This window comes from Marinimicrobium koreense (assembly GCF_003762925.1).
Taxonomy (GTDB): Bacteria; Pseudomonadota; Gammaproteobacteria; order Pseudomonadales; family Cellvibrionaceae; genus Marinimicrobium; species Marinimicrobium koreense.
Map to the genome: position 1 here is coordinate 921,127 of NZ_RJUK01000001.1, position 21,755 is coordinate 942,881.

Genomic DNA, 21,755 nt, shown 5'->3' on the forward strand with positions numbered 1-21,755 from the left:
TCAAGCGGGATCCGCTTCACCATGGTAATCACGCGCCATCCACAGGTAGACAGCCGGGATGACAAACAGCGTAAACAGCGTCCCGATGGTCATACCGCTGGCGATCACGAGTCCCATCGCGAAGCGGGATCCGGCGCCTGCTCCCGTCGCAATCAACAGCGGCACCATACCCAGGACGGTTGCGGCGGTAGTCATCAGAATAGGCCGCAAACGAATCGATGTCGCTTCCTCGATTGCGTCGCGTTTGTTCCTGCCTTCCTGTTGAAGCTGATTGGCAAACTCAACGATCAGAATGCCGTGTTTGGCAATCAGACCAATCAGCGCCAGCAGCCCAACCTGAGTGTAAATGTTGATACTGGTCAGCCCTATGCTAATAAAGATAAGGGCGCCACAAATACTCATCGGCACGGTGACCATGATAATCAGGCTATCCCGGAACGACTCGAACTGAGCCGCCAATACCAGGAAAATCACCAATAGCGCAAAGAAGAAGGTAACCACCAGTTGCTGCCCTTCTTGCTTGAGCTGCCTCGATTGACCGGCATAATCAACACTGAAGCCTTCAGGCATAACTTCAGACGCAATACGATCAAGCTCGCCCAAGGCATCCCCGAACGCGACGCCCGGCATCGGTACGCCACTGATGGTAACCGCGTTCAACTGCTGAAAGCCGTTTAGTGACCGAGGCTGAACCGAAGACTCAAGTGTTACCAAGGATGAGAGCGGTACCAGCTCCCCTTCGCGGTTACGCGTGTAATAGTCCTCCAGCTGACTCGGATTCAACCGTTCAGATCGTTCAACCTGGGGAATAACCCGGTAAGAGCGGTTATCCAGTGAGAAACGACCCACATAGCCGCCGCCGGTCAAGCTGCCGAGGTCCGCAGCCGCCCGCTGCATATCGACCCCCATCAGCGCGGCTTTCTCGCGATCAATTTCCACTGTTTCACGAGGGCGGTCAATCTTCAGGTCGCTGTCAATAAAGATGAACTTACCGCTTTGTTGGGCCTGCTGGACGATCTCATCGACCACTTCGTCCATCACCTGGTAGGGCTGGGTTGAGCCGACCACAAACTGGATGGGCGGACCACCGCCCCCCGGTGAAGGCAGAGAAGGCGGCACGGTAGCAAACACATTCACACCCGGCAGATTATTCAGGAACGGTTGTATATCGTTCTGCAGAATCTCGTCCGTACTGCGCTCCCGCTGGTCCCAGGGCGCCATAACAAAACCCGCAATGCCGACATTAGTGCCACTGGTGCCATTGATGATAAACAGATTTTCCAGCTCGGGAATATCTTCCATCAACTGTTCAATATGCCGGGTATTGATTTCCAGATAGTCGAGAGTAGCGTAGGCGTCAGCGGTCGCCTGGGAGAAGACAAACCCTTGATCCTCCGCCGGCTCAAGCTCGGCCCGACTGGAAACGAACAGGAAATAACAGGACACAAGAATGATGGCGGCAAATACCAGAACCACTGGCATGCTGTTCAGAGTGCCGTGAAGTGTGCGCTGGTAACGCCCGCGTAACTTCTCAAAACGATCGTCCAGCCAGACTTCCAGCTTTGGACGCTCACCACCCGCGTCCCTTGAGCGCAAAATCTTCGAGCACATCATCGGCGACAGTGTGAGCGCCACGACCCCTGAGAGCACCACCGTTGACGCCAGGGTAAAGGCAAATTCAACGAACAGCACCCCTGTCAGGCCACCCACAAAGCCCAAAGGAATAAACACCGCCACCAGTGTCGTCGACATGGCCACAATGGGCCAGGCCAGTTGCTGGGCGCCCAGCAGGGAGGCATCCAGACGTGACATGCCCTCTTCCACGTGACGCTGAATGTTCTCCAGCATGATGATCGCGTCGTCCACGACGATACCGATCGCCAGCACCATGGCCAACAGTGTCAACAGGTTAATGGAGAAACCCAGAATCCACATGAGGAAGAAAGTGCCCACCAGGGAAAGCGGTACAGCCACAGCCGGCACGATGACACTGCGCACCGACCCGAGAAAGGCGTAAATCACCAACACCACAATGATCAGTGCGAGAACAATGGTGATGACCACCTCGTCAATCGCGCTCTCGATATACTCTGTGGAATCGTAGGGAATATCGGCGCTCAACCCCTCTGGTAGCTCAGGAATAATATCGTTATCCCAGACGTCGCGCACCCGGGCAATCACATCTAGCGCGTTGGAGTCCGGGGAAATTTCAATGCCGATGAAGGTCGCCGCTTCACCATTGAAACTGACCGATGAGTCGTAGCTCTCGGCCCCGAGCTCTACCTTTGCCACATCCCGCAGCCGCACAATGCTGTCGCCATTGGAGCTGACCACCAGGTTTTCAAATGCTTCTACACTGCGCAAATCAGTACCGGCATTCAGGTCAATCGCCACCATCTGCCCTTTGGTGCGACCCAATGCGGCCAGCACGTTGTTGGCCCGCAGTGCTGTCGATACTTCCGACCCGGTCAGCCCAAAAGCCGCCATCTGCTGTGGATCGAGCCAGATACGCATCGCAAACGTCCGGGCACCCAGTATTCGGGCACGCTGTACCCCCTGAATGGTCGCCAGCTGTGGTTCGACCACCCGCACCAGGTAGTCGGTAATCTGGTTGTTATCCAGAAGATCACTATAAAAGGACAGATACATGGCGGCCGTATCTTGCCCCACTGACAGGGTTACGACCGGATCTTCGGCATTCTCTGGCAGCTGTGAACGCAGCGCGTTGACCTGAGCGGCAATCTGGGTCAAGGCCTCATTCGGGTCATAATCCAGGCGCAGAAAGGCCTGGACGCTGCTCACTCCGGCCGAAGAGGTGGATTTGACGTAGTCGATCCCTTCCGCCGCGGCCACTTCCCGCTCCATGGGCTTGGTGATAAAACCCTGGATCAGGTCGGCATCGGCGCCAATATAGGTCGTCGACACGGTAACCACCGCGTTCTTGATTTCCGGGAATTGGCGAACATTGAGATCAAATCCGGCACGCGCGCCCAGTAACAATAAAAACAGGCTGACCACTGTCGCCAGCACTGGCTTGCGGATAAATGCATCTGTAAACCGCATTGTGTAGCTCTCCTTAAGGCTGGCCTATTATTCGTTAACAGTGTCGGGGCTCTGTTCAGACGATGGCTGCAATGCGGGGTCATCATTGATATTCACCAAGGCATTGTTGCTCAACTTGAGCAGCCCTGAGGTAGCGATTTGCTCACCGACCGCCAGCCCATCGACAACCTCTACGAGATCTCCTCGTTGTTCGCCAGTTTTGATGAAACGACGCTTGACGCGAGTTTTATCTTCCTCATCAGAGTAAACGACGTACACGGAATTACCGTAGGGATCGAACTGTACTGCTGTTTGGGGCAGCACTTTCACTTCTCGAGGCTCCCCCATGGTCAGCGATACCCGACCAAACATTCCCGGACGCAGCTTCTGCTCTGGATTTTCCAGCGTCGCCTGGACCGTAAAGCTGCGAGTGGCTTCGTTGATTGAAGGCTCAATGGCCGTTACTTCACCTGTGAATGTGTCATTGCTGTAAGCATCCACACGAACACTCACTGGCTGCTGTACAGAAACCGTGGCAAGCTCTCGGGCAGGCAAAGTGAACTGCAGATAAATGGGATCCAGCGCCTGGACCGCCACCACCGGACTGCCCGCCGACACATACTGACCGACATTCACCTGACGTATACCCGACAACCCTGCAAAAGGCGCACGGATCATTTTCTGACGAATACGGGCCTTCTGTGCCTCCAGCGAGGCCTGAGCCTGCTGCGCTTCACTCTGCCGTCGCTGCAATTCCGACTCGGAACTGTTGCCCTCCTCAAATAACCGCTGATAGCGCTGCAAATCCAGTGACGCCAACCGCTCTGCGGCTTCAAGGCGCTTGAGTTCGGCTCGATCAGTCTCAGTATCCAGGGATACCAGTAGTTGACCCTCTTCCACCGGTTCACCATTCTCAAAGTGTACTTCGGTGACAATCCCACCCACTTCGGTAGTCAGCTGTGCGCCATTCACCGCTCTGAACGACCCCACGGCCGTTGTTGAACGGCTCCAGGTCAAAGCCTCAACCTCAGAGGCGGTGGTGGCAATGGCCTGCTCCGGCATGTTGGCAAAATACTGGCCCATCATGTAATTGCCGAACGCCTTCCAGCCAAAGATGAGACCGAAAGCAATGCTTACAGCCACCAGCATTATGATCATTCGTTTGGTCATGCGTGTGCTCCCTCTACTCCTGAATCGCGCGTCGCGAAGGTATCTGGACTCTGAAACGTAGCCTGTTCCGGAGCCTGGTTTGCCGGCACCGGAGCATTCAGTGAAACCCTGGAAAAGCTCTGTTGAACCCTGTAGCCGAACGGATACGCGGGGGTGGGCTCTTTAGATGTGGGCAAAGCTTACAACAGAGGCCTGCAAAGGTACACGGTTGTTACAGAATCTTACATTCCCGCGCTGGCGGCTACGCGGTGTCACTGGATCACTTGCATCTTTTTACACACCAGATTACTGTATATATAAACAGTATTTAATTGAAGTGTAACCATGAGCTATGCCGAACTCGTCTGCCAGAGCAATTTCTCCTTCCTGGAGGGCGCCTCTCATCCTGAAGAACTGATGAACCGGGCCGACGAACTGGGCTACCGGGCCCTGGCGCTGACCGACGAGTGTTCGGTGGCCGGTGTGGTGCGCGCCTACGCCGAGCACCGCCGGCTGGGCTCAGAGAGCCGCCTGATCGTCGGCAGTCGGTTGCGCCTGCCCCCCGGCCTGGACCTGGTGCTGCTCTGCCCGACCCGCCAGGCCTATGCCGAGCTTTGCCGGATCATCAGTAACGCCCGACGGCGAAGCCCCAAGGGACAGTACCAACTGGAGAAGTGGGACCTGAAATCCATCCAGCACGGGTTGTTGTTATGGCTGCCCTGCGGCGATAGCACACTGGACCAGCGCTGGGGTCAGTGGCTGAAAAAGCACCACGAGGGCCGGCTCTGGCTGGGTGTGCGGCGCCACCTGACGCACCGGGAGCACCGGATGATGGCCCAGTGCGAGCAGCTCGGTCAGGATCTGGCTCTGCCCTTGTGCGCCTGCGGTGAAGTGCTGATGCACCGGGCTGAACGACTGCCCCTACAACAGGTGCTCACCGCCATTCGGCTGGGCACCACCGTTGCCAAAGCCGGCCGCAAGCTCTGCCCCAATGCCGAACGGAGCCTGCGCAGTCACGCCAAACTGGAAAAACTGTTCAAACCCGAGTGGCTGGCCGAAACCTGCCGTATCGCCGAGCGCTGCACCTTTGATCTGGGCGAGCTGCGTTACGAGTACCCGGCGGAACTCGTCCCCCCGGGGCAAACGCCCTTCTCTTATCTGTGTGAGCTGGTCGAACAGGGCGTTCAGAAACGGTTCCCCGAAGGGCCCGACGACACGGTCAGAGCGACCATCGACAAGGAACTGGATCTGATCGACAGCCTCGGCTACGCGCACTTCTTTCTGACCATCCACGATCTGGTCGTCTTTGCTCAAAGTCGCGGTATTCTGTATCAGGGGCGGGGCTCAGCCGCCAACTCGGTGGTCTGTTACTGCCTGGAAATCACCGCCGTCGACCCGAGGCACATCAAAGTCCTGTTTGAGCGTTTTCTGTCCAAAGAGCGCAATGAACCGCCGGACATTGATGTGGACTTCGAACACGAACGGCGCGAAGAAGTGATCCAGTACATCTATGAAAAATACGGGCGCCCCCGGGCAGCCCTGGCCGCTACCGTTATCCGCTACCGGTTCAAAAGTGCGCTGCGGGATGTGGGCAAGGCACTCGGTATCGGCGAATCCCACCTGGATTTCCTGATTCGCAACATCAACCGGCGGGACCGGGACAGCCAGTGGGAGCAGCAGGTAAGCGATATTGGCCTGGACCCGGAGTCCGGAATCGCCCAGCAACTGGTGCAACTAGTCAATGAGCTGCGCGGTTTTCCCCGCCACCTGTCGCAACATGTGGGGGGCTTTGTCATTTCCTCGGGCCCGCTCTACGAACTGGTCCCCATCGAAAATGCCGCCATGACCGAGCGCACGGTCATCCAGTGGGACAAAGATGACATTGAAACCCTCGGATTGCTGAAGGTGGATGTTCTGGCATTGGGTATGCTCACCGCCCTGCGTAAAAGTTTTGATCTGGTCCGCCAGCACTGGGGCCGCTCACTGAGCCTTTCCGAGCTGACCGGCGCCATGGACGACCCGGCGGTTTACCGGTTGATTCAGAAAGCCGATACGGTGGGACTGTTTCAGATTGAATCCCGGGCTCAGATGTCCATGCTGCCACGCCTGAGGCCGGCCTGCTATTACGATCTGGTGATCCAGATTGCCATTGTCCGGCCCGGTCCGATTCAGGGCGGCATGGTCCACCCCTATCTGAAACGCCGCAATAAAGAAGAGGGCGTGGACTACCCCTCCGAGGAAGTCAGAGGCGTTCTGGAGCGCACTCTGGGGGTACCGATTTTTCAGGAGCAGGTCATCCAACTGGCCATGGTGGCCGCCGGATTCACCGGCGGGGAAGCCGATCAGTTGCGGCGCGCCATGGCGGCCTGGAAGAAAACCGGTGAGCTGGAAAAGTTTCACGACAAACTGGTCGATGGCATGGTGGCCCGGGGCTACACCAACGAGTACGCAGAGCGTATCTATCAACAGATTTGCGGCTTTGGCGAATACGGTTTTCCCGAATCCCACTCCGCCAGCTTTGCCCTACTCGCCTATGCCTCGGCGTGGCTGAAACACCACTACCCCGAAGCGTTCTACACCGCACTGCTGAACAGCCACCCCATGGGCTTCTATTCACCGTCGCAGTTGATCCAGGACGCCCGCCGTCACGGGTTGGAGGTGCGACCGGTCTGTGTGAATCGTTCGGAGCGGGATCACGGCCTCGAAAAGACCGATCAGGGTTGGGCCATTCGGCTCGGTTTCCGATTGGTCAAAGGCCTCTCTGAGGCTGGCATGACTCAGCTTGTGGCACAGCCCCGCCAGAGCGAAGAACGCCGTTTTCAACAGGTGTCGCAACTGAAAGCCGACGGTTTCAGTCAGCGGGACCTCGAAGCGCTGGCCAGTGCTAATGCCCTGCATGACCTCAGTGATAACCGCTACCAGACCCGCTGGGCACTGATGGACCAAAGTCATTCACTGCCTTTGTTTGCCCATCTTGATGAACCAGACAAGGCGGCCGAACCCGAGGCGGACTATCTGACAGCTCCAAGTGAGTTGGACAACCTGGTGGAGGATTATGCAAGCACCGGGCTGACCCTGAATCGTCATCCGATCACTCTTCTGGATGAGGCTGGCGCTATCGGTCGCTTTACCCGGGCCAAGGACTTGTGCACCCGGGAGCACAAGTCCATGGTGGCCGTCGCCGGTGTGGTAACCGGACGACAGAGTCCCGGCACCGCCGCCGGAGTCACCTTCATCACCCTGGAAGACGATACCGGCAACAGCAATGTCGTGGTCTGGCTGGCAACGGCCCGCGCCCAAAAACAGGCCTACCTGACCGCCCGGCTATTGAAAGTCCACGGGATTCTGGAGCGGGAAGGTGAAGTCACTCACGTGATCGCCGGTCGCCTGGAAGATCTCAGCCACCGTCTGGATGCCCTGTCCACCCGGTCCAGGGACTTTCATTAAACCATCACCGGCATTAAACCATCACTGGCATTAATCAATCACTGATCTCAATCGTGTTACTGACGCACAAATACCAGGCAGCGATTGTTGGCGGGCAGCTCAAGGGTTTCGGTCAGTTCCAGTCCGCGTTGCCCGGCTTCTTCGGCGACCGTCTGTCGATTGCGGATGCCCCGGTGTGGCGCCTGGGTTTTGAGCCACTGGTCGAACTCGGCGTTGCTGTCGCTGGTGAACTCACCCTGCTCGTTGAAGGGGCCGTAAACCACCAGCAGGCCGCCGGGAGGCAGAATCCGCGCGCACCCGTCCAACAGGGAGAGCACCGCCTCCCAGGGCATGATATGAAAGGTATTGGAGGTAAATACCGCATCGGTGTGCTCGATCGGCCAAGGCGACTGCGCAGCGTCGAGCGCCAATGGTCGTTTCAGATTGCTGCCGAAGTAATCCGCCAGACAGGCCTGAATGCCTTCATGATTCTCCGGCAGGTCACTGGTCTGCCACGTCAAGTGCGGCATGGCCGCCGCAAAATAGACCGCGTGTTGGCCAGTACCCGTACCGATTTCGAGCACATGGCGGCGGGTTGCGAAACGCGGCGCAAGCACCGACAGAATGGGCTGTTTATTGTTCTCGCAGGCTTGAGAGAATGGTTTGTCGACGACCGCCATAAGAACGACTCCAGCACGGTGAAAGAAACCTATTGTATCTCAATAAAACAACACTGACTCACCGACCCGGTCAATCAACAGATTCCGGTAGTACTCCGCCTTGGCAATATGCAGTGTTTCCAGAGGGTTGAAGTCATCCGTAATCACCAGCTCTGTATCGCCCGTAACGCTCACCTCCCGGGCCTGCAACCACTGGCGAGACACTGCGGGGCCACTGAGTTCCAGAGGGTCATCCGACACCACGAACACAAAGTCATTGAAGGTGGCCTCCGGTGAGGAGACAAACGTACGCCGATGCTCAAACACCTGATCCAGGGTGTTGGCCACGGCCTCCACCGGGGTGCGCTCCCCATCATGGGTCAAGCCGACAAAGTTCAGTGCCAACACACCGCCGGGCTTCAGGCGGGCTTTCAGCGTCTGGAACATCTCAAGGCTCAACAGATGAATGGGCTCTGCGCCGCCGGTAAAGCAATCGTGCACAATCAGGTCATAGCGTCGTTCAAGTTGCTGTATCCGATAGCGCGCATCGCCCACCACGACCTCGCCCGTCGGTTCAAAGCTGAAGTACTGTTGCGCGGCATGAGCCACCGCCGGGTCAATTTCAATGGCGTCGGTGCGTACACCGAAGCGGGCGTAGGTATTGACCAGGTGGCCACTGCCCAGGCCCACCAGCAGCGCCGAGTCCCCGGCCGGGTGAAACCGGGGCAGTTGACCGACAACCTGCTGATACCCCAGAAGGCCCAACCCGGTCTCCAGATCTTCCGCACCAATCGTCGAGCCACCCGACATCAGCCAGCGTATACCGCGCTCCGGCTGATCAATGACCCGGACCCAGCCGTAATGGGTTTCCGCTTCGAAGACGACGTCCGAGCCGGGGTAATCCCGCTCACCAATCGAAGTGCCAACTCCCAGCAAGAGCGCCGCCGCCAACACCCCCGTGGACACGCCCCAGACCAGCAGCGAATGCCCGGACCTCAAGCGCTGACGCTCATAGAGTGCCAATACAAACGCCATGATCAGCATCAGCAAACTCAGGCTGACCACGATGGCCTCGGTTCCAAACAGCGGCAACAGAAAAAACCCGAGAAAGAGCGTGCCCAGTACACTGCCCAGCGTACTGATCGCGTAAACCGTCCCGGCAGTTCGCCCCACCCGCTCAAGGCCCTGGGTGACAGTCTTGATGACATACGGGCCCACCATTCCCAATGTCAGCAGACAGGGGGTAAACAGGATCAGCGCACTGAGCAGCGCCCCACCCCGCAGTCCAAAGCCATTACTGGCGAGCTGCACCGGTTTGCTCAACAAGGGAATCACCCCAATCAGCACCCCCGTCACCAGAAGGATGTGGGACAGCCGCAACCAGGGTGCGGTGTCGGCAAGACGTCCACCCACCAGGTAGCCCACAGAGAGCGCCAGTAAGGCGGTGGACAGCAGCGACGACCAGACAATCATGCTCACCCCGTAGTAAGGGCCGATAATGCGCGTACCGAGCAGCTCGATCATCATGACGGTCGCGCCAGTGAGACTGGCGGTGACATAAAAGAGCCACCGATCCATCCGGGTCAACGGCGGATGACCTGGCGTCGCGTTGGGAGATGTTTGTTGGGAGTTGGTCTGCCTGCGTTTGGACACGTTCCATGACCTCTATTATTGTTGTATTGCGAATAGTTGGCCGTAGACTATAAGAAGTTCTGGACGCTGCCAACGTGACCTTCTGTTTTTGTGGTCTGGTTCGCAAGCGGTGAAAAGTATCAGGAGGTATTGTGCGTCGATCTGCATCCATTCTGGCCTGGCTCAATTGCCTGATACCACTACTGGCCGTTACCGGTGCCTACAGCTTAGCGCTGTACCAACAGGCCGCACCGGCGTGCAATCCCTTCCTCGACGGCTGCACCTCCATCAGCCGAGCGGCCCGAAGCGGCGATGCCATTTTCCTGTTTCGCGGCCTGATGATGCCGCTCAGTATGCTGCTGGTGCTTTACTGGCTGCTTCAGTGGCAGTGGTTGAACCAGCGCATAGGCCCACGCCGCCGACACACCGCCGCACTCTGGCTCGGTATCATTTCCGCCCTGGCGCTGGTGCTGTATACAAACTACCTCGGGACCGGGAGTGGTTTCTACGAGTTCATGCGCCGCACCGGCATCATTTTCCATTTCGCCTTTGCTTTACTGGCCCAGTTGATTTGCGTGCAGTCGCTGTTCAGCGCCCGCAACCGACTCCCGGCCGAAATCATTACCCCGGTTCGCTGGCAGTTTGCCCTGGTGTCAATTCAGTGGTTGTGGGGCGCGGTATCCCTGGCGGTGGATATCACTCTGCCCGCGTTCGAGTACGAAGCAAAGAACGTGATCGAATGGAATTTCGCTTGGGCAATGGTGGGGTTTTACGGTGTGAGCGGCTGGATCTGGTGGAGGCATCCACCGCAACCGTAAGTAGCTATGGAGAGGATAGCATTCATACGTCAGAAGCGTTCTAAGAAGCCCGGCGTCGGCAAGGAACACCGGTTGCAGACCCGCCGTGAACCCATCCTTGGGGGCTTCTCGTCGGCATCCATGCCTTCGAGAGTCTGCAACCGGTGTTCCTTGCCGACGCCTCAGTGCCACATTAGATTTTTGTGACTCCGCATAAGTGCTAGATCACAGAACCCCAAAGATCGTATTCGTCCGCCTGCTCAATGATAACCTGAACTTTATCGCCCGGTTGCAGGCCTTCGGCGCCATTCAGGTAGACCAGGCCGTCAATTTCCGGAGCGTCGGCGTAACTGCGACCGATGGCGCCCTCTTCATCAACCTCATCAATCAGCACTTCCAGAGTGCGACCGATCTTGGCCTGAAGTCGTTGGGCGGAAATTTTCTGCTGTACCGCCATAAAGCGGTCGAAACGCTCCTGCTTGATCTCATCCGGCACCGGGTCCGGCAGCTCGTTGGCCGCCGCCCCTTCCACCGGTGAATACTGAAAGCAGCCAACGCGGTCGAGTTGTGCCTCCTCCAGGAATTCAAGCAACTGTTGGAAATCCTCTTCCGTTTCACCGGGAAAGCCGACGATAAACGTGGAGCGAATGGTCAGGTCTGGCACCTGTTCGCGCCAGCTCTTGATCCGTTCCAGGGTTTTCTCGACCTGGCCCGGGCGCTTCATCAGTTTGAGCAGACGCGGACTGGCGTGCTGGAACGGAATATCCAGGTACGGAAGGATTTTGCCTTCCGCCATCAGCGGGATCACCTTATCGACATGGGGGTAGGGGTAAACGTAGTGCAGGCGTACCCAGACACCCAGCTCCCCCAGAGCCTCGCATAATTTGAGCATGTCGGTTTTGAGCGGGCGGCCGTCCCAGAAGTCGGTGCGGTATTTCACGTCCACACCATAGGCGGAGGTATCCTGGGAGATCACCAGCAGTTCCTTGACGCCCGCTTTGACCAGGCGTTCGGCTTCACTCATCACCTGCCCGATCGGGCGACTGACCAATTTGCCGCGCATGTCCGGGATGATGCAGAAACTGCAACTGTGATTGCAGCCCTCGGAAATTTTGAGGTAGGCGTAGTGCCGTGGCGTGAGCTTCACGCCCTGGGGTGGCACCAGGTCCACAAAGGGGTTGTGGTCCTTGGCCGGCGGCAGGTGCTGGTGTACCTGATCGAGGACTTTTTCATAGGCGTGGGCGCCGGAAATACCCAGTACGCCGGGGTGCACTTCGCGGATTTCATCTTCCTTGACCCCCAGGCAACCGGTCACCAGCACTTTGCCGTTTTCCTTGAGCGCCTCACCGATGGTGCCGAGGGATTCCTCCACCGCGCTGTCAATGAAGCCACAGGTGTTCACAATCACCATGTCCGCATCGTTGTAGGTCGGGACAATCTGATACCCCTCGGTGCGCAACTGGGTCAGAATGCGTTCAGAATCGACCAGGTTTTTCGGGCAGCCAAGACTGACAAAACCAACGGTGGGCGTGTGTTTCATAAGACAAACTCGTGCGGGGGCGAAAAAGGCCGCTATTGTAGGCGTTCCGGACCCGGATTGCATGGGGTTCCCGTGCTAGAATGCCGCTTTTCCCTGAATGAGCCGTAGTTTGATTCCATGAGGCCCAGCCCACGCGTCTGCTCCCTGCCCTATTTCGTCGATAGTGCCCACTGGTTTGCCTGCCTGGCGGACTGGGAGGCTCCGGTCTGGCTGGACAGCGGGCATCCGGGAAGCCACTACGGCCGCTTCGATATTCTGGCCGCCGAACCCCACACACAACTCACCTGTCGGGGCACCCATTGTGATATTCAACCACGTGGACAACCGTCAGAGCGCCGGGAATCCTCGCCCCTGGATGTGGTGCGCGAGTTGATGCCAGCCCCGCTGAGCCCGCTCGCGGAGATTCCCTTTGCGACCGGCGCCATCGGTTATTTTGGCTACGACCTGGCCCGCCGCCTGGAACGCCTGCCGGAGCAGGCCGCCGCAGACATCACTCTGCCGGACCTCTGGCTGGGGTTTTATGATTGGGCCGTAGTGCAGGACCACCAGACCGCCCAGGCCTATCTGGTCACGCGGCCCGAACAAGACATTGAGCCACTTCGTGCTCGCCTGCTGGCCCAGACACCGGAAAAAGCACTTGAGAACTTTCTTGAAGAAACCGGAAACCGCTTTATTATCAATACGTTCAAAGCGGAACTTAGCGCAGATTCTTACCACAAAAAACTCGACCGCATCCTCGACTACATCCACGCCGGCGACTGCTACCAGATCAACCTCGCCCAACGATTTCATGCCGACTACCAGGGCAATCCGGCTCGCGCCTTCCTGGCCTTGCGGCAGGCGCTGCCCTCCCCGTTTTCCGGCTTTATCCCTCTGGCCGACGGGGCGGTAGTCAGCCTGTCTCCCGAGCGCTTTATCGCGCTGCACGATGGACAGGCGGAAACCCGCCCGATCAAAGGCACCGCGCCGCGCCGGAGCGACCCGGAGGCCGACCGGGCTGAGGCGCAGGCCTTGGCCCAGAGCGCCAAAAACCGGGCGGAAAACCTGATGATTGTCGACCTGCTGCGCAACGATCTGAGCAAAAGCTGTCACAACGTTCGCACACCCAAGCTGTTCGAACTGCAGAGTTTTGCCAACGTTCATCACCTGGTCAGCACGGTCACCGGGGAGCTGAACCCCGACGCCGACGCCCTGACACTGCTCGGCGGGAGCTTCCCCGGCGGCTCCATTACCGGTGCACCGAAAGTCCGGGCCATGGAAATCATCGAGGAGCTGGAGCCGGTTCGACGCTCGGTGTATTGCGGCAGCCTGGGCTACTTGAGCGCCGACGGCAATATGGATACCAGCATTGCCATCCGCACCCTGGTCTGCAATCAGGGACGTATTTACTGCTGGGGCGGCGGCGGTATCGTAGCGGATTCTGAGCCCGAGTCAGAATACGAGGAAAGCTGGAATAAAGTGCGGGTACTGATGGAAACGCTGGAGCGGGAGTTTTCCGACAAGGCGTGAGCGGCGCCCCGTGGGTGTTTTGTATGTTTGGTTTTGGTTGCGGCGGATGCGGGCTGCGCCCTTATCCGCCCTACGGCCGAGCGCAGCGGTATAAACCTGCGTAGGGCGGATAAGCGCAGCGCATCCGCCGCCAAGTCACCTTCACGCTGACACCACAAAAACGCCCTACAGCGCCAAATCCCGATTACTGGCCGCAATAAAGGCCTTCTTCAGGTCTTCGTAATTGTGCACCGCCGGGAACTGGGGGAACTCGTCAATGACGTTCTGCGGCGCATGGAACAGAATGCCGGCATCCGCCTCACCCAACATGGTGGTGTCATTGTAGGAGTCGCCCGCCGCTATCACCCGGTAGTACAGCGTTTTCAGCGCCAGTACGGATTGGCGCTTCGGATCTTTCTGACGCAGCGTGTAATCCGCCACCTTGCCATCCTCATTCACCTGAAGGCGGTGACACAGCAACGTGGGGAAACCGAGCTGGCGCATCAACGGCTGGGAGAACTCGTAAAAGGTATCGGAAAGAATGATGACCTGAAAACGCTCGCGCAACCAGTCCACAAACTCGGGAGCACCATCCAGCGGCTTCAACTTGGCAATGACCTCCTGGATTTCATTCAATCCCAGGCCATTTTCCTCCAGAATGCGCAGGCGTTGCTTCATCAGCACATCGTAATCCGGAATATCCCGGGTGGTCGCTTTCAGCTCTTCAATACCCGTAACCTTGGCAAACTCAATCCAGATTTCCGGAACCAGAACCCCTTCGAGGTCGAGACAGGCTATTTCCACAATTACCCCCGCAGTGTATTGACAGTCGCCCGGACAGAGCCCGGAAAATGCGGGCAAATTTACCGGTTTGCCTGCCGAAACGCAACTTGCTTCCCCTCCTCCTGCGCGTATTGTGACTCCGGGGTTTTCACGTGGAACATAGATCCAGAAAGCATATCAATCCACGAATAATTAGCACAAAAGTTATTTTTTCATCGTTACTTTATGACCATTTTGTTGATTTTTTATTCGATATGTGGGGTTTTCACCCAACAAAACCACTAGATGCTGTGCATTACGTCGCCAAATTGATGAAACTTTGCCCAATGTTCCACGGAGCACTCCATCGGACACATAGGGGCAGACAGTGATGGAATAACCTCATAAAGACTGGGTATTAGGAAGTTATTTCGGCCTCTGGTATTCTTCTCCGCCGTGATCAGCCAACCCCAGCCATGGAATTATCAATGTCGAGCGAACTACTCAATACCGTCGATCTGGACGCCGAACTGCAACAGGCCTCGCCCCAGAAAATCCTGGAATTCGCCCTGAGCGAGTTCGACAACATCGTCGTCTCTTTCAGTGGTGCCGAGGACGTCGTTCTGGTGCACATGGCCCACCAGATACGTCCGGACATCAAGGTATTCGTGCTGGATACCGGACGCCTGCACGCCGAGACGTACCGCTTTATTGAGCGGGTGCGTGAGCACTACAAGGTCGATATCGATGTCCTTTCACCCGACGGAGAGGCCGTTCGCGAGCTGGTGCGCAAAAAAGGCCTGTTCAGTTTCTACCAGGATGGCCATCAGGAGTGCTGCGGCATCCGCAAAATCGGCCCGCTTCGCAAGAAGCTGCTGGAAGTCGACGCCTGGGTTACCGGGCAGCGCAAAGACCAGAGCCCGGGCACCCGCAACGGCATTCCGGTCATTCAGGACGACAAGCTGTTTGCCCGCCCCGGCGATCGGCTGGTGAAATTCAATCCCCTGGCCAACTGGAGTTCCCAGCAGGTTTGGGACTATATTCGGGCTATGGAGATTCCCTACAACGAGCTGCACGACAAGGGTTATGTCTCCATCGGTTGCGAACCCTGCACACGCCCGATTGGTCCGGGCCAGCACGAGCGGGAAGGCCGCTGGTGGTGGGAAGAATCAACCAAGAAAGAATGCGGGTTGCACGCTGATAACGTCAAGTCGTGACGTGATAGCAGGCCGGGCGAGACAATGCTCCGAGAACGCCACGAGGTAAGCTTATGACCATCACGCTGGTAAAAAAGATACTCAAAGACGGCTCGCCCTGCGCGAAGTGCGCGGACGTCCTGCAGAAGCTGAAAGAAAGCGGCCATATGAGTCGCATCGACGACATTCTGGTGGCGGATGAACGCGACCCGAACAGCCCGGGGATGCAACTGGCCCGCCAGTACCAGGTCGACCGGGCACCCTTTTTCCTGGTCGATCATGAGGACGGTCAGGATCCGGTGATCTTTACGGTGTATCTGAAATTCGTCCGGGAGGTGCTGGAGCAGGAGGCGTCAGAGTCGGACGAGCTGAAGGAAATCATGAAGGATAATCCGGATCTGGATTTTCTGTAATCTTCGCCGCAGACAGGCGTTTTTGGCACTGCATGGGTGCCCTTGTTTGGTTCTGGTTACGGCGGATGCGCGCTTCGCGCTTATCCGCCCTACGGGTAGCACGGCACGTAAAGTAGGGCGGATAAGCGCGAAGCGCGCATCCGCCGAAACATTCCTCCACACTAATACCAATACGTCGCATTGAGCCGATCAAGGCGCTGGACAGCTAACGCCGGTACCACCCAACCCGCAATAACCACCCGGGTTTTTGGCCAGATATTGCTGGTGATAAGGTTCAGCATAGTAAAACGGGCCGGCCGGCTGGATCTCTGTGGTTATCTCTCCCCTGCCCCGCGCCTCAAGCGCGGCCTGATACCGCTCCCGACTCTGCTCCCCCGCCGCTTGCTGCGTGGCATTCTGGGTGTAAATCCCGGAGCGGTATTGGGTGCCTCGATCATTGCCCTGGCGCATGCCCTGGGTAGGATCGTGATTTTCCCAGAAGGTTTTGAGAATGCTGCTGAGCGGCGCAACGGTGGGGTCAAATACCACCAGGACGACTTCGTTGTGTCCGGTGTAGCCGGAGCAGACTTCTTCGTAGGTAGGATTGGGGGTATAACCGGCGGCGTAACCGACGGCGGTACTGTAGACGCCAGGCAGTTGCCAGAAGCATCGCTCGGCGCCCCAAAAACAGCCCATGCCAACAACAATCTGTTCCAGCCCTTCCGGGAAAGGTGGCTGCAGTGGCGTACCTTTGACAAAGTGTTTGGCATTGTCGCCGTCGAGTTTCATCGCCTCATCACGCCCTTTCAAGGCCTGATCCCGCGTGGGCATTTCCAGCTTTCTCGTACCAAAAAACATCTCTACACCTATTTCCGATCAGTACTTGTGAGCGTTTATCACGTCCGCTGGCTGAGGGAGTATGGCCTTTGGAGACCCGCCGTGAATACATCCCTGTAGGCTTCTCGTCGGCTCCCTGCCTCCGAGAGTCTCCAAAGGCCATACTCCCTCACCCAGCTCATTGCCAACCTTAGACAGTTGGGGATCCAGAATAGTTGTTATTGGCACGGAGGCGTCAGCGGGGTACACCGTTTGGAGACTCTCGGAGACATGGATGTCGACGAGAAGCCCCCATGGATGGGTTCACGGCGGGTCTCCAAACGGTGTACCCCGCTGACGCCGGACCACGAAGTATGCCTCAGAACCAGCGCTGGTTATTGGAGCGTTGCCACCAACGTAACAGAAGACGATCAACCGCACCCTCGGTGGCCATACCGAGCTTTTCCGGGAGTGACTTCTTGTGCACAAAACTGACTTCAAACACATCGGACTTCTCGGCCAACTGTACCAGATACTCATCACTGGTTTTCAGCTCATCAATCAGCTTCACCGACTGCGCGCGACGACCAAACCAGATCTCCCCGGTGGCCACCTTATCGATCTCCACCTGAGGGCGGTGCTCCGAAACGAACTCCTTGAACAGAATGTGGGTGTCTTCGAGGTCCTCCACAAACTTGTCCCGGCCCTTCTTCGTGTTTTCACCAAACATGGTGACGGTACGCTTGTACTCGCCCGCGGTAAACATCTCGAAATCGATGTTGTTCTTTTTCAGCAGCTTGTGGAAATTCGGTAACTGGGCCACCACGCCGATCGAGCCCAGTACCGCGAAAGGGGCCGCCAGAATCCGGTCCGCTACGCAGGCCATCATATAGCCGCCACTGGCCGCCACCTTGTCCACGCATACGGTCAGGGGAATATGGCGGTCTCGAATCCGGGCCAGTTGGCTGGACGCCAGGCCGTAGCTGTGCACCAGCCCGCCGCCGCTTTCCAGCTTGACCACCACCTCATCCGAAGGGCGGGCCAGGCTCAGTACAGCGGTGATTTCTTCTCGCAGGCTGTCAGTGGCCGAGGCTTTGATGTCGCCGTTGAAGTCCAACACAAAGACCCGTTTTTTATCGCTGTCCTTCGGTTTGCCATCGCTTTTGGCCTGGGCTTTGAGGGCTTTCTTTTTCTCGGCTTGCTCGGCCTTTTCCTGCTTTTTTTCGGCCTTGGCGTCGGCTTTGCGCTCCGCATCATCCAATGCCGCCTGCTTGAGCGCGTGGGTCATATGCTTGAAGCGGTCGTTCAGTTTGACGACTTCAACCTGCCCTTTATCGCCCCGCTTCCGGTTTTTGCTGCCAGCGGCTGCCACCAGCCCGGCGACAAAACCGATCGCAATCACGACCGTTATTACCTTGGCTAGAAACAGCCCGTACTCATTGATGAATTCCAAAGCTTCACTCCGTTATTTGGTGGTCTTCTTTTACGTTTTCTCTCGGTAGATCGGTCACTCCCAGACTGACAACGCCTGTCGGGCCGGATCATTCAACGGTCGCGCCAGCAAGCCGGACGATGACAGACGCACCTCAAACAGTGCATTGTCCGCCATGGGTACAAAGGTCGCACTGCCATAGCGGGCGTCAACCACCGGGAACCAGGCCGGGTTGCGATTGACCAGGGCCCATAGGTCCGGCCCCCAGGCACTTTGCTCCAGACTGTAGACGGTGCGCTCGGCGCTGCGCTCATCGTTCAGGGTGTAGTATCGGCCACTGAGCCGATCCAGCCGGTAGCCGGGTTTAATACCCAAGCCACCCAAGAATCCTTGCCACTTGATGATGCGTGCATCCAGTTGCCATTGGTCTCCGCGGAGCTCAAAGGTGTCCTCTTCGCCATTGTTGTGCACCAGCGTCGCCCTGAACCGCTGATCCCCGAGCTGTTTGAGGCTCAAGGTGGCGACCGGTTCCTCCTGTGCCATCTGCCGATAGCTGAAGAGGTCCAGCGCTGCCAGGGCCAACACCAGAGCCAGAACCAACAGGCCCAGCCCGACGAAGCCCCGCAAAAAACCCATCAGCCAGTGCCGACGGGCCAGCAGGCGCAAGGCGGCATAGACCAGTATCAACCCGAGAAGAATGATGGCGATTGAAAAAATCGTGTAGAACATGCGAGTTTCCTAGTCTCAGGAGCGCTTATTGTGCTGCTGCGCGACAAAATCCGCAATCAACTGTCCGGCGATGGTCTGCACAGGAGGCGTGACGGGCAGCTTGTCATAGCGCCACCAGTTGGCCTCCACGATTTCATCGCCGTCCACCCGTATCTCCCCCGAGTCATACTCCGCATGAAAGCCCAACATCAGTTGTCCGGGGAACGGCCAGGGCTGACTGGCGAAATAACGCGGCGCCTTGATGGTCAGCCCCACCTCCTCCATGACCTCGCGGTGTACGGTATCTTCAACGCGCTCGCCTATCTCAACAAACCCCGCCAGCGCCGTGTGGATACCTTGGCGCGAGCGCGCGTGGCGGGCCAGCAGACACTGATCGCCACGGGTAATCAGCGTGATCATACAGGGGCTCAGGCGGGGGTAAAAACGCAACTCACATCGCGGGCACCGATGGGCGGGTTCGCCGGCAGGCATGGGTTCAGTCGGGCCACCGCAGCGCCCGCAAAAGCGGTGCTCCAGCCGCCACCGGGACCATTGCAGAGCATTGCCCACCAAGAAAAACAGCCGATCGTCCAGCAGCCCCAGTTGAGTTCGCAGACCCAGCCATTGGCAGCCTTCTATAATTGGTGCGTCCAGGAGGTGCAGCGCATAGAGTGAGAGACCCTCCCAGCGACCGAGGAAATCGCAATCCGCCGTCGCCACCCAGGGTTCCGCTTCAGCCGCATCCAGGAGTCTCAGGCGACCGGGCTGGTCGCAAAGAACGGTGCCGTCCCCTACCAACAGATACCGACGGGAATGATCAGCATGGGAGTCATCCGCCACTTCAGTTCACCGGATAGCCCAGGGCCGCCAGGCTTTCCTCGGCAACCTGAAGGACACTGTCATCGGTATTACGATCCTGACGCAGACTGTCTATGTAATACTCGAGGCTGATGATGGCATCGGCAAAATTCTCCAGCATATGGCGCACCGCCGCCGGCTGCTCACTCTTGAGCAGTGACTCTTCGATGAAGCGGGAGCAGGAGTGCAGCACCGCCGCTGAGCGTGGACGGTTCAGCAGGATCATACCGCCGCGGATGGTGGTCAGGGTGGTGGCAACATTCTTGATGTGCCCGACATCGTAGTTTGATTCGGCATAGGAGGTCAGCGCCCGTTTGATCATGGCCAGGCCGGACTCGGCCTCTTCCAGCACCAACTCTTCCGCCTCGGCGAGCTGACTGTTGGCAATGATCTGGTCCCGGGAGGTCGCATTCAACTTGGCTAACCGCTCATCGGAGAGGTTCATTTTACCCAGTCCCGACACGGAGCTTTCGATGTACAAGAGCGTGTCGGCGACGGCAAGCAGCTCGTCAGGATCGATGGTCTCGTCGGACTTCTGCCAGCGTTGGATTTTCTGGATTTCCTCTTTCAGGCTGTTACTGGGCGATACCAGCCCCACCACCGACAGAATGTCCGCCACTTTTTTGAGGGTTTCCAGCAGCTCCGGGCTTTCGCGTAACAATTCGGTGCCGCCCTGGGCGGCCCGCTCGAGAATGTTTTTGGTGCTGCGCAGCTCGTCTTTCAGGACCGCGCCCATGGAGTCGATGGTGGCCGCACTCGGGCCTTTGAGGAACTCCAGCTCCCGCACCAGCTCCGCATCCGTATAAGGCAGCGGCTCCAGGCCGTAGGCTTTCACCACTGCATCGGTGCGCGCACCGCTGGCCCGCGACAAGGCAATCAGATAGAGCATTTCCTTGAGCAGCGACGGCTCTGGAGGTTGCTCAAGTCCCTCGGGGCCGGCAGACTGAAGTTGTTTTATATGGCGATCCAGGGCGCTGAACAGGCGTTTGCGGCCGACGCCGATATCCATGTTGGCGGCCCGCAGCGCCTCGAACATCGCTGCGGCCACCCACCACAGGCCCGCCCGGGGGCGACCATGGCTGATGGATTCCAGGCGCTCCATCGCCCGCCCCATCATGCCCAGTGAGGCCCGTTGCTGTTTGTTCTGAAGCAGGTTGACCAGACCCACCTGATACATGTGCCGAAGCCGGCGCACCAGCGGCGGCAGATCTTCCCCGAGTACAGTACTGCTCTGCCCCTTGCCCGAATAGATGGGTTCCGGTTCCAGGGTATAGAAGTAGCTCTCCGGTAATGGGGGGGCTTTACGAAGCTGACGCAACTCATTGATATGAGGGATCAGAAGCACCGCCATGCTCCTGGAGGTCTGCAGGCAGTACTCGAGATAGCGCGGCAGGATGAAAAAAGCCGACGTCAGCACGTCCAGCTTGCGATTGGTATTCTGTTCTTCCCCCAAAGGGATATCAGTTATCTGCTCGACCAATTCCTGGGCCAGCAAGTCAACGCCTCGCAGTTGCAGGAGATTCAGGGTGCCGCTGATCTGCTTGATGCCATCGATACAGTTCTGGAGGAGCTCTCCGTTATTGCGATCGGCGGCAAACTCCTCCAATCGGACAGCGGCCTGCTCAATGGTGGCGACCAACTGATCCTGAACCAGTTTCAGGGAATTGAGGTTGACGTTTTCAGTGCTGCTCACTGCCGCTACCTTTTCTTGTCATGATTTCAGCCCTTGCCCCGAACAACCGTTGAGAGTCCAACGGGGCCGCCCGGGAGGCGCTTTCCGGGGAACAGCGCGCTATTACTTGTTGTTATGGGACACAATTGTTGTGGGAAACAATGTAACCCAAGTCCCCCTATTTTT

At 57.8% G+C, this 21,755-nt stretch carries 16 protein-coding genes; 5 read left to right on the plus strand and 11 right to left on the minus strand.

The window, feature by feature from the left end:
- A complete protein-coding gene (locus tag EDC38_RS03915; RefSeq protein WP_123637395.1) occupies nt 1–3,063 on the minus strand; it encodes an efflux RND transporter permease subunit in 3,063 nt (1,020 codons plus the stop codon).
- A gap of 27 nt (nt 3,064–3,090) precedes the next feature.
- The gene (locus EDC38_RS03920) at nt 3,091–4,212 is read right to left on the minus strand and encodes an efflux RND transporter periplasmic adaptor subunit (RefSeq protein WP_024460206.1); all 1,122 of its coding nucleotides are present in this window, start codon (nt 4,210–4,212) and stop codon (nt 3,091–3,093) included.
- A gap of 324 nt (nt 4,213–4,536) precedes the next feature.
- Here EDC38_RS03920 and EDC38_RS03925 point away from each other — a divergent pair, with 324 nt between their 5' ends.
- On the plus strand, nt 4,537–7,638 hold the full coding sequence (locus EDC38_RS03925) for an error-prone DNA polymerase (RefSeq protein ID WP_123637396.1): 3,102 nt from the start codon (nt 4,537–4,539) through the stop codon (nt 7,636–7,638).
- Between the two features lie 56 nt (nt 7,639–7,694).
- On the opposite strand, the gene EDC38_RS03930 is transcribed toward EDC38_RS03925, so the two are convergent.
- Nucleotides 7,695–8,297 carry a DUF938 domain-containing protein gene (locus tag EDC38_RS03930; protein WP_123637397.1) on the minus strand — a complete coding sequence of 201 codons (603 nt, stop codon included), beginning with the start codon at nt 8,295–8,297 and terminating at the stop codon, nt 7,695–7,697.
- Nucleotides 8,298–8,336: 39 nt separating this feature from the next.
- Nucleotides 8,337–9,929 (minus strand): fused MFS/spermidine synthase, encoded by a 1,593-nt coding sequence (locus EDC38_RS03935; protein WP_246004328.1) that lies wholly within the window; start codon nt 9,927–9,929, stop codon nt 8,337–8,339.
- 131 nt (nt 9,930–10,060) lie between these two features.
- Here EDC38_RS03935 and EDC38_RS03940 point away from each other — a divergent pair, with 131 nt between their 5' ends.
- A complete protein-coding gene (locus tag EDC38_RS03940; RefSeq protein WP_024460210.1) occupies nt 10,061–10,726 on the plus strand; it encodes a hypothetical protein in 666 nt (221 codons plus the stop codon).
- Between the two features lie 199 nt (nt 10,727–10,925).
- Here EDC38_RS03940 and rimO read toward each other — a convergent pair whose 3' ends face one another.
- The gene (gene rimO, locus EDC38_RS03945; RefSeq protein ID WP_123637398.1) at nt 10,926–12,245 is read right to left on the minus strand and encodes a 30S ribosomal protein S12 methylthiotransferase RimO; all 1,320 of its coding nucleotides are present in this window, start codon (nt 12,243–12,245) and stop codon (nt 10,926–10,928) included.
- 117 nt (nt 12,246–12,362) lie between these two features.
- Between rimO and pabB the strand changes: the two genes are divergently transcribed.
- Nucleotides 12,363–13,754, plus strand: coding sequence for an aminodeoxychorismate synthase component I (gene pabB / locus EDC38_RS03950; RefSeq protein WP_024460212.1), 1,392 nt, complete (start codon nt 12,363–12,365; stop codon nt 13,752–13,754).
- 165 nt (nt 13,755–13,919) lie between these two features.
- Here the strand turns inward: pabB and thrH are convergent, their stop codons facing one another.
- A complete protein-coding gene (thrH, locus tag EDC38_RS03955) occupies nt 13,920–14,537 on the minus strand; it encodes a bifunctional phosphoserine phosphatase/homoserine phosphotransferase ThrH (RefSeq protein WP_024460213.1) in 618 nt (205 codons plus the stop codon).
- 446 nt (nt 14,538–14,983) lie between these two features.
- Between thrH and EDC38_RS03960 the strand changes: the two genes are divergently transcribed.
- Nucleotides 14,984–15,712, plus strand: coding sequence for a phosphoadenylyl-sulfate reductase (locus EDC38_RS03960; protein WP_024460214.1), 729 nt, complete (start codon nt 14,984–14,986; stop codon nt 15,710–15,712).
- A 53-nt stretch (nt 15,713–15,765) separates the two neighbouring features.
- On the plus strand, nt 15,766–16,104 hold the full coding sequence (locus EDC38_RS03965; RefSeq protein WP_123637399.1) for a hypothetical protein: 339 nt from the start codon (nt 15,766–15,768) through the stop codon (nt 16,102–16,104).
- A gap of 189 nt (nt 16,105–16,293) precedes the next feature.
- Here EDC38_RS03965 and msrA read toward each other — a convergent pair whose 3' ends face one another.
- The 5 genes from msrA to EDC38_RS03990 form a co-directional block, all read right to left on the minus strand.
- A complete protein-coding gene (gene msrA, locus EDC38_RS03970; RefSeq protein WP_123637400.1) occupies nt 16,294–16,941 on the minus strand; it encodes a peptide-methionine (S)-S-oxide reductase MsrA in 648 nt (215 codons plus the stop codon).
- 337 nt (nt 16,942–17,278) lie between these two features.
- Entirely contained in the window at nt 17,279–18,352 is a 1,074-nt protein-coding gene (sohB, locus tag EDC38_RS03975; protein WP_123637401.1) for a protease SohB, read from the minus strand.
- A gap of 54 nt (nt 18,353–18,406) precedes the next feature.
- The gene (locus EDC38_RS03980; RefSeq protein WP_024460218.1) at nt 18,407–19,060 is read right to left on the minus strand and encodes a hypothetical protein; all 654 of its coding nucleotides are present in this window, start codon (nt 19,058–19,060) and stop codon (nt 18,407–18,409) included.
- Nucleotides 19,061–19,075: 15 nt separating this feature from the next.
- On the minus strand, nt 19,076–19,879 hold the full coding sequence (nudC, locus tag EDC38_RS03985; protein ID WP_123637402.1) for an NAD(+) diphosphatase: 804 nt from the start codon (nt 19,877–19,879) through the stop codon (nt 19,076–19,078).
- Between the two features lies 1 nt (nt 19,880).
- Nucleotides 19,881–21,590, minus strand: coding sequence for a FimL-related protein (locus EDC38_RS03990; protein WP_123637403.1), 1,710 nt, complete (start codon nt 21,588–21,590; stop codon nt 19,881–19,883).
- Nucleotides 21,591–21,755: the final 165 nt, after the last annotated feature.

Bases quoted from the DNA above. Each gene is read 5' to 3' on its own strand.
- pabB (WP_024460212.1), top strand. From the start codon at position 12,363: ATGAGGCCCAGCCCACGCGTCTGCTCCCTGCCCTATTTCGTCGATAGT.
- EDC38_RS03925 (WP_123637396.1), top strand. From the start codon at position 4,537: ATGAGCTATGCCGAACTCGTCTGCCAGAGCAATTTCTCCTTCCTGGAG.
- EDC38_RS03920 (WP_024460206.1), bottom strand. From the start codon at position 4,212: ATGACCAAACGAATGATCATAATGCTGGTGGCTGTAAGCATTGCTTTC.
- EDC38_RS03930 (WP_123637397.1), bottom strand. From the start codon at position 8,297: ATGGCGGTCGTCGACAAACCATTCTCTCAAGCCTGCGAGAACAATAAA.
- EDC38_RS03915 (WP_123637395.1), bottom strand. From the start codon at position 3,063: ATGCGGTTTACAGATGCATTTATCCGCAAGCCAGTGCTGGCGACAGTG.
- msrA (WP_123637400.1), bottom strand. From the start codon at position 16,941: ATGTTTTTTGGTACGAGAAAGCTGGAAATGCCCACGCGGGATCAGGCC.
- rimO (WP_123637398.1), bottom strand. From the start codon at position 12,245: ATGAAACACACGCCCACCGTTGGTTTTGTCAGTCTTGGCTGCCCGAAA.
- EDC38_RS03960 (WP_024460214.1), top strand. From the start codon at position 14,984: ATGTCGAGCGAACTACTCAATACCGTCGATCTGGACGCCGAACTGCAA.
- EDC38_RS03980 (WP_024460218.1), bottom strand. From the start codon at position 19,060: ATGTTCTACACGATTTTTTCAATCGCCATCATTCTTCTCGGGTTGATA.
- EDC38_RS03965 (WP_123637399.1), top strand. From the start codon at position 15,766: ATGACCATCACGCTGGTAAAAAAGATACTCAAAGACGGCTCGCCCTGC.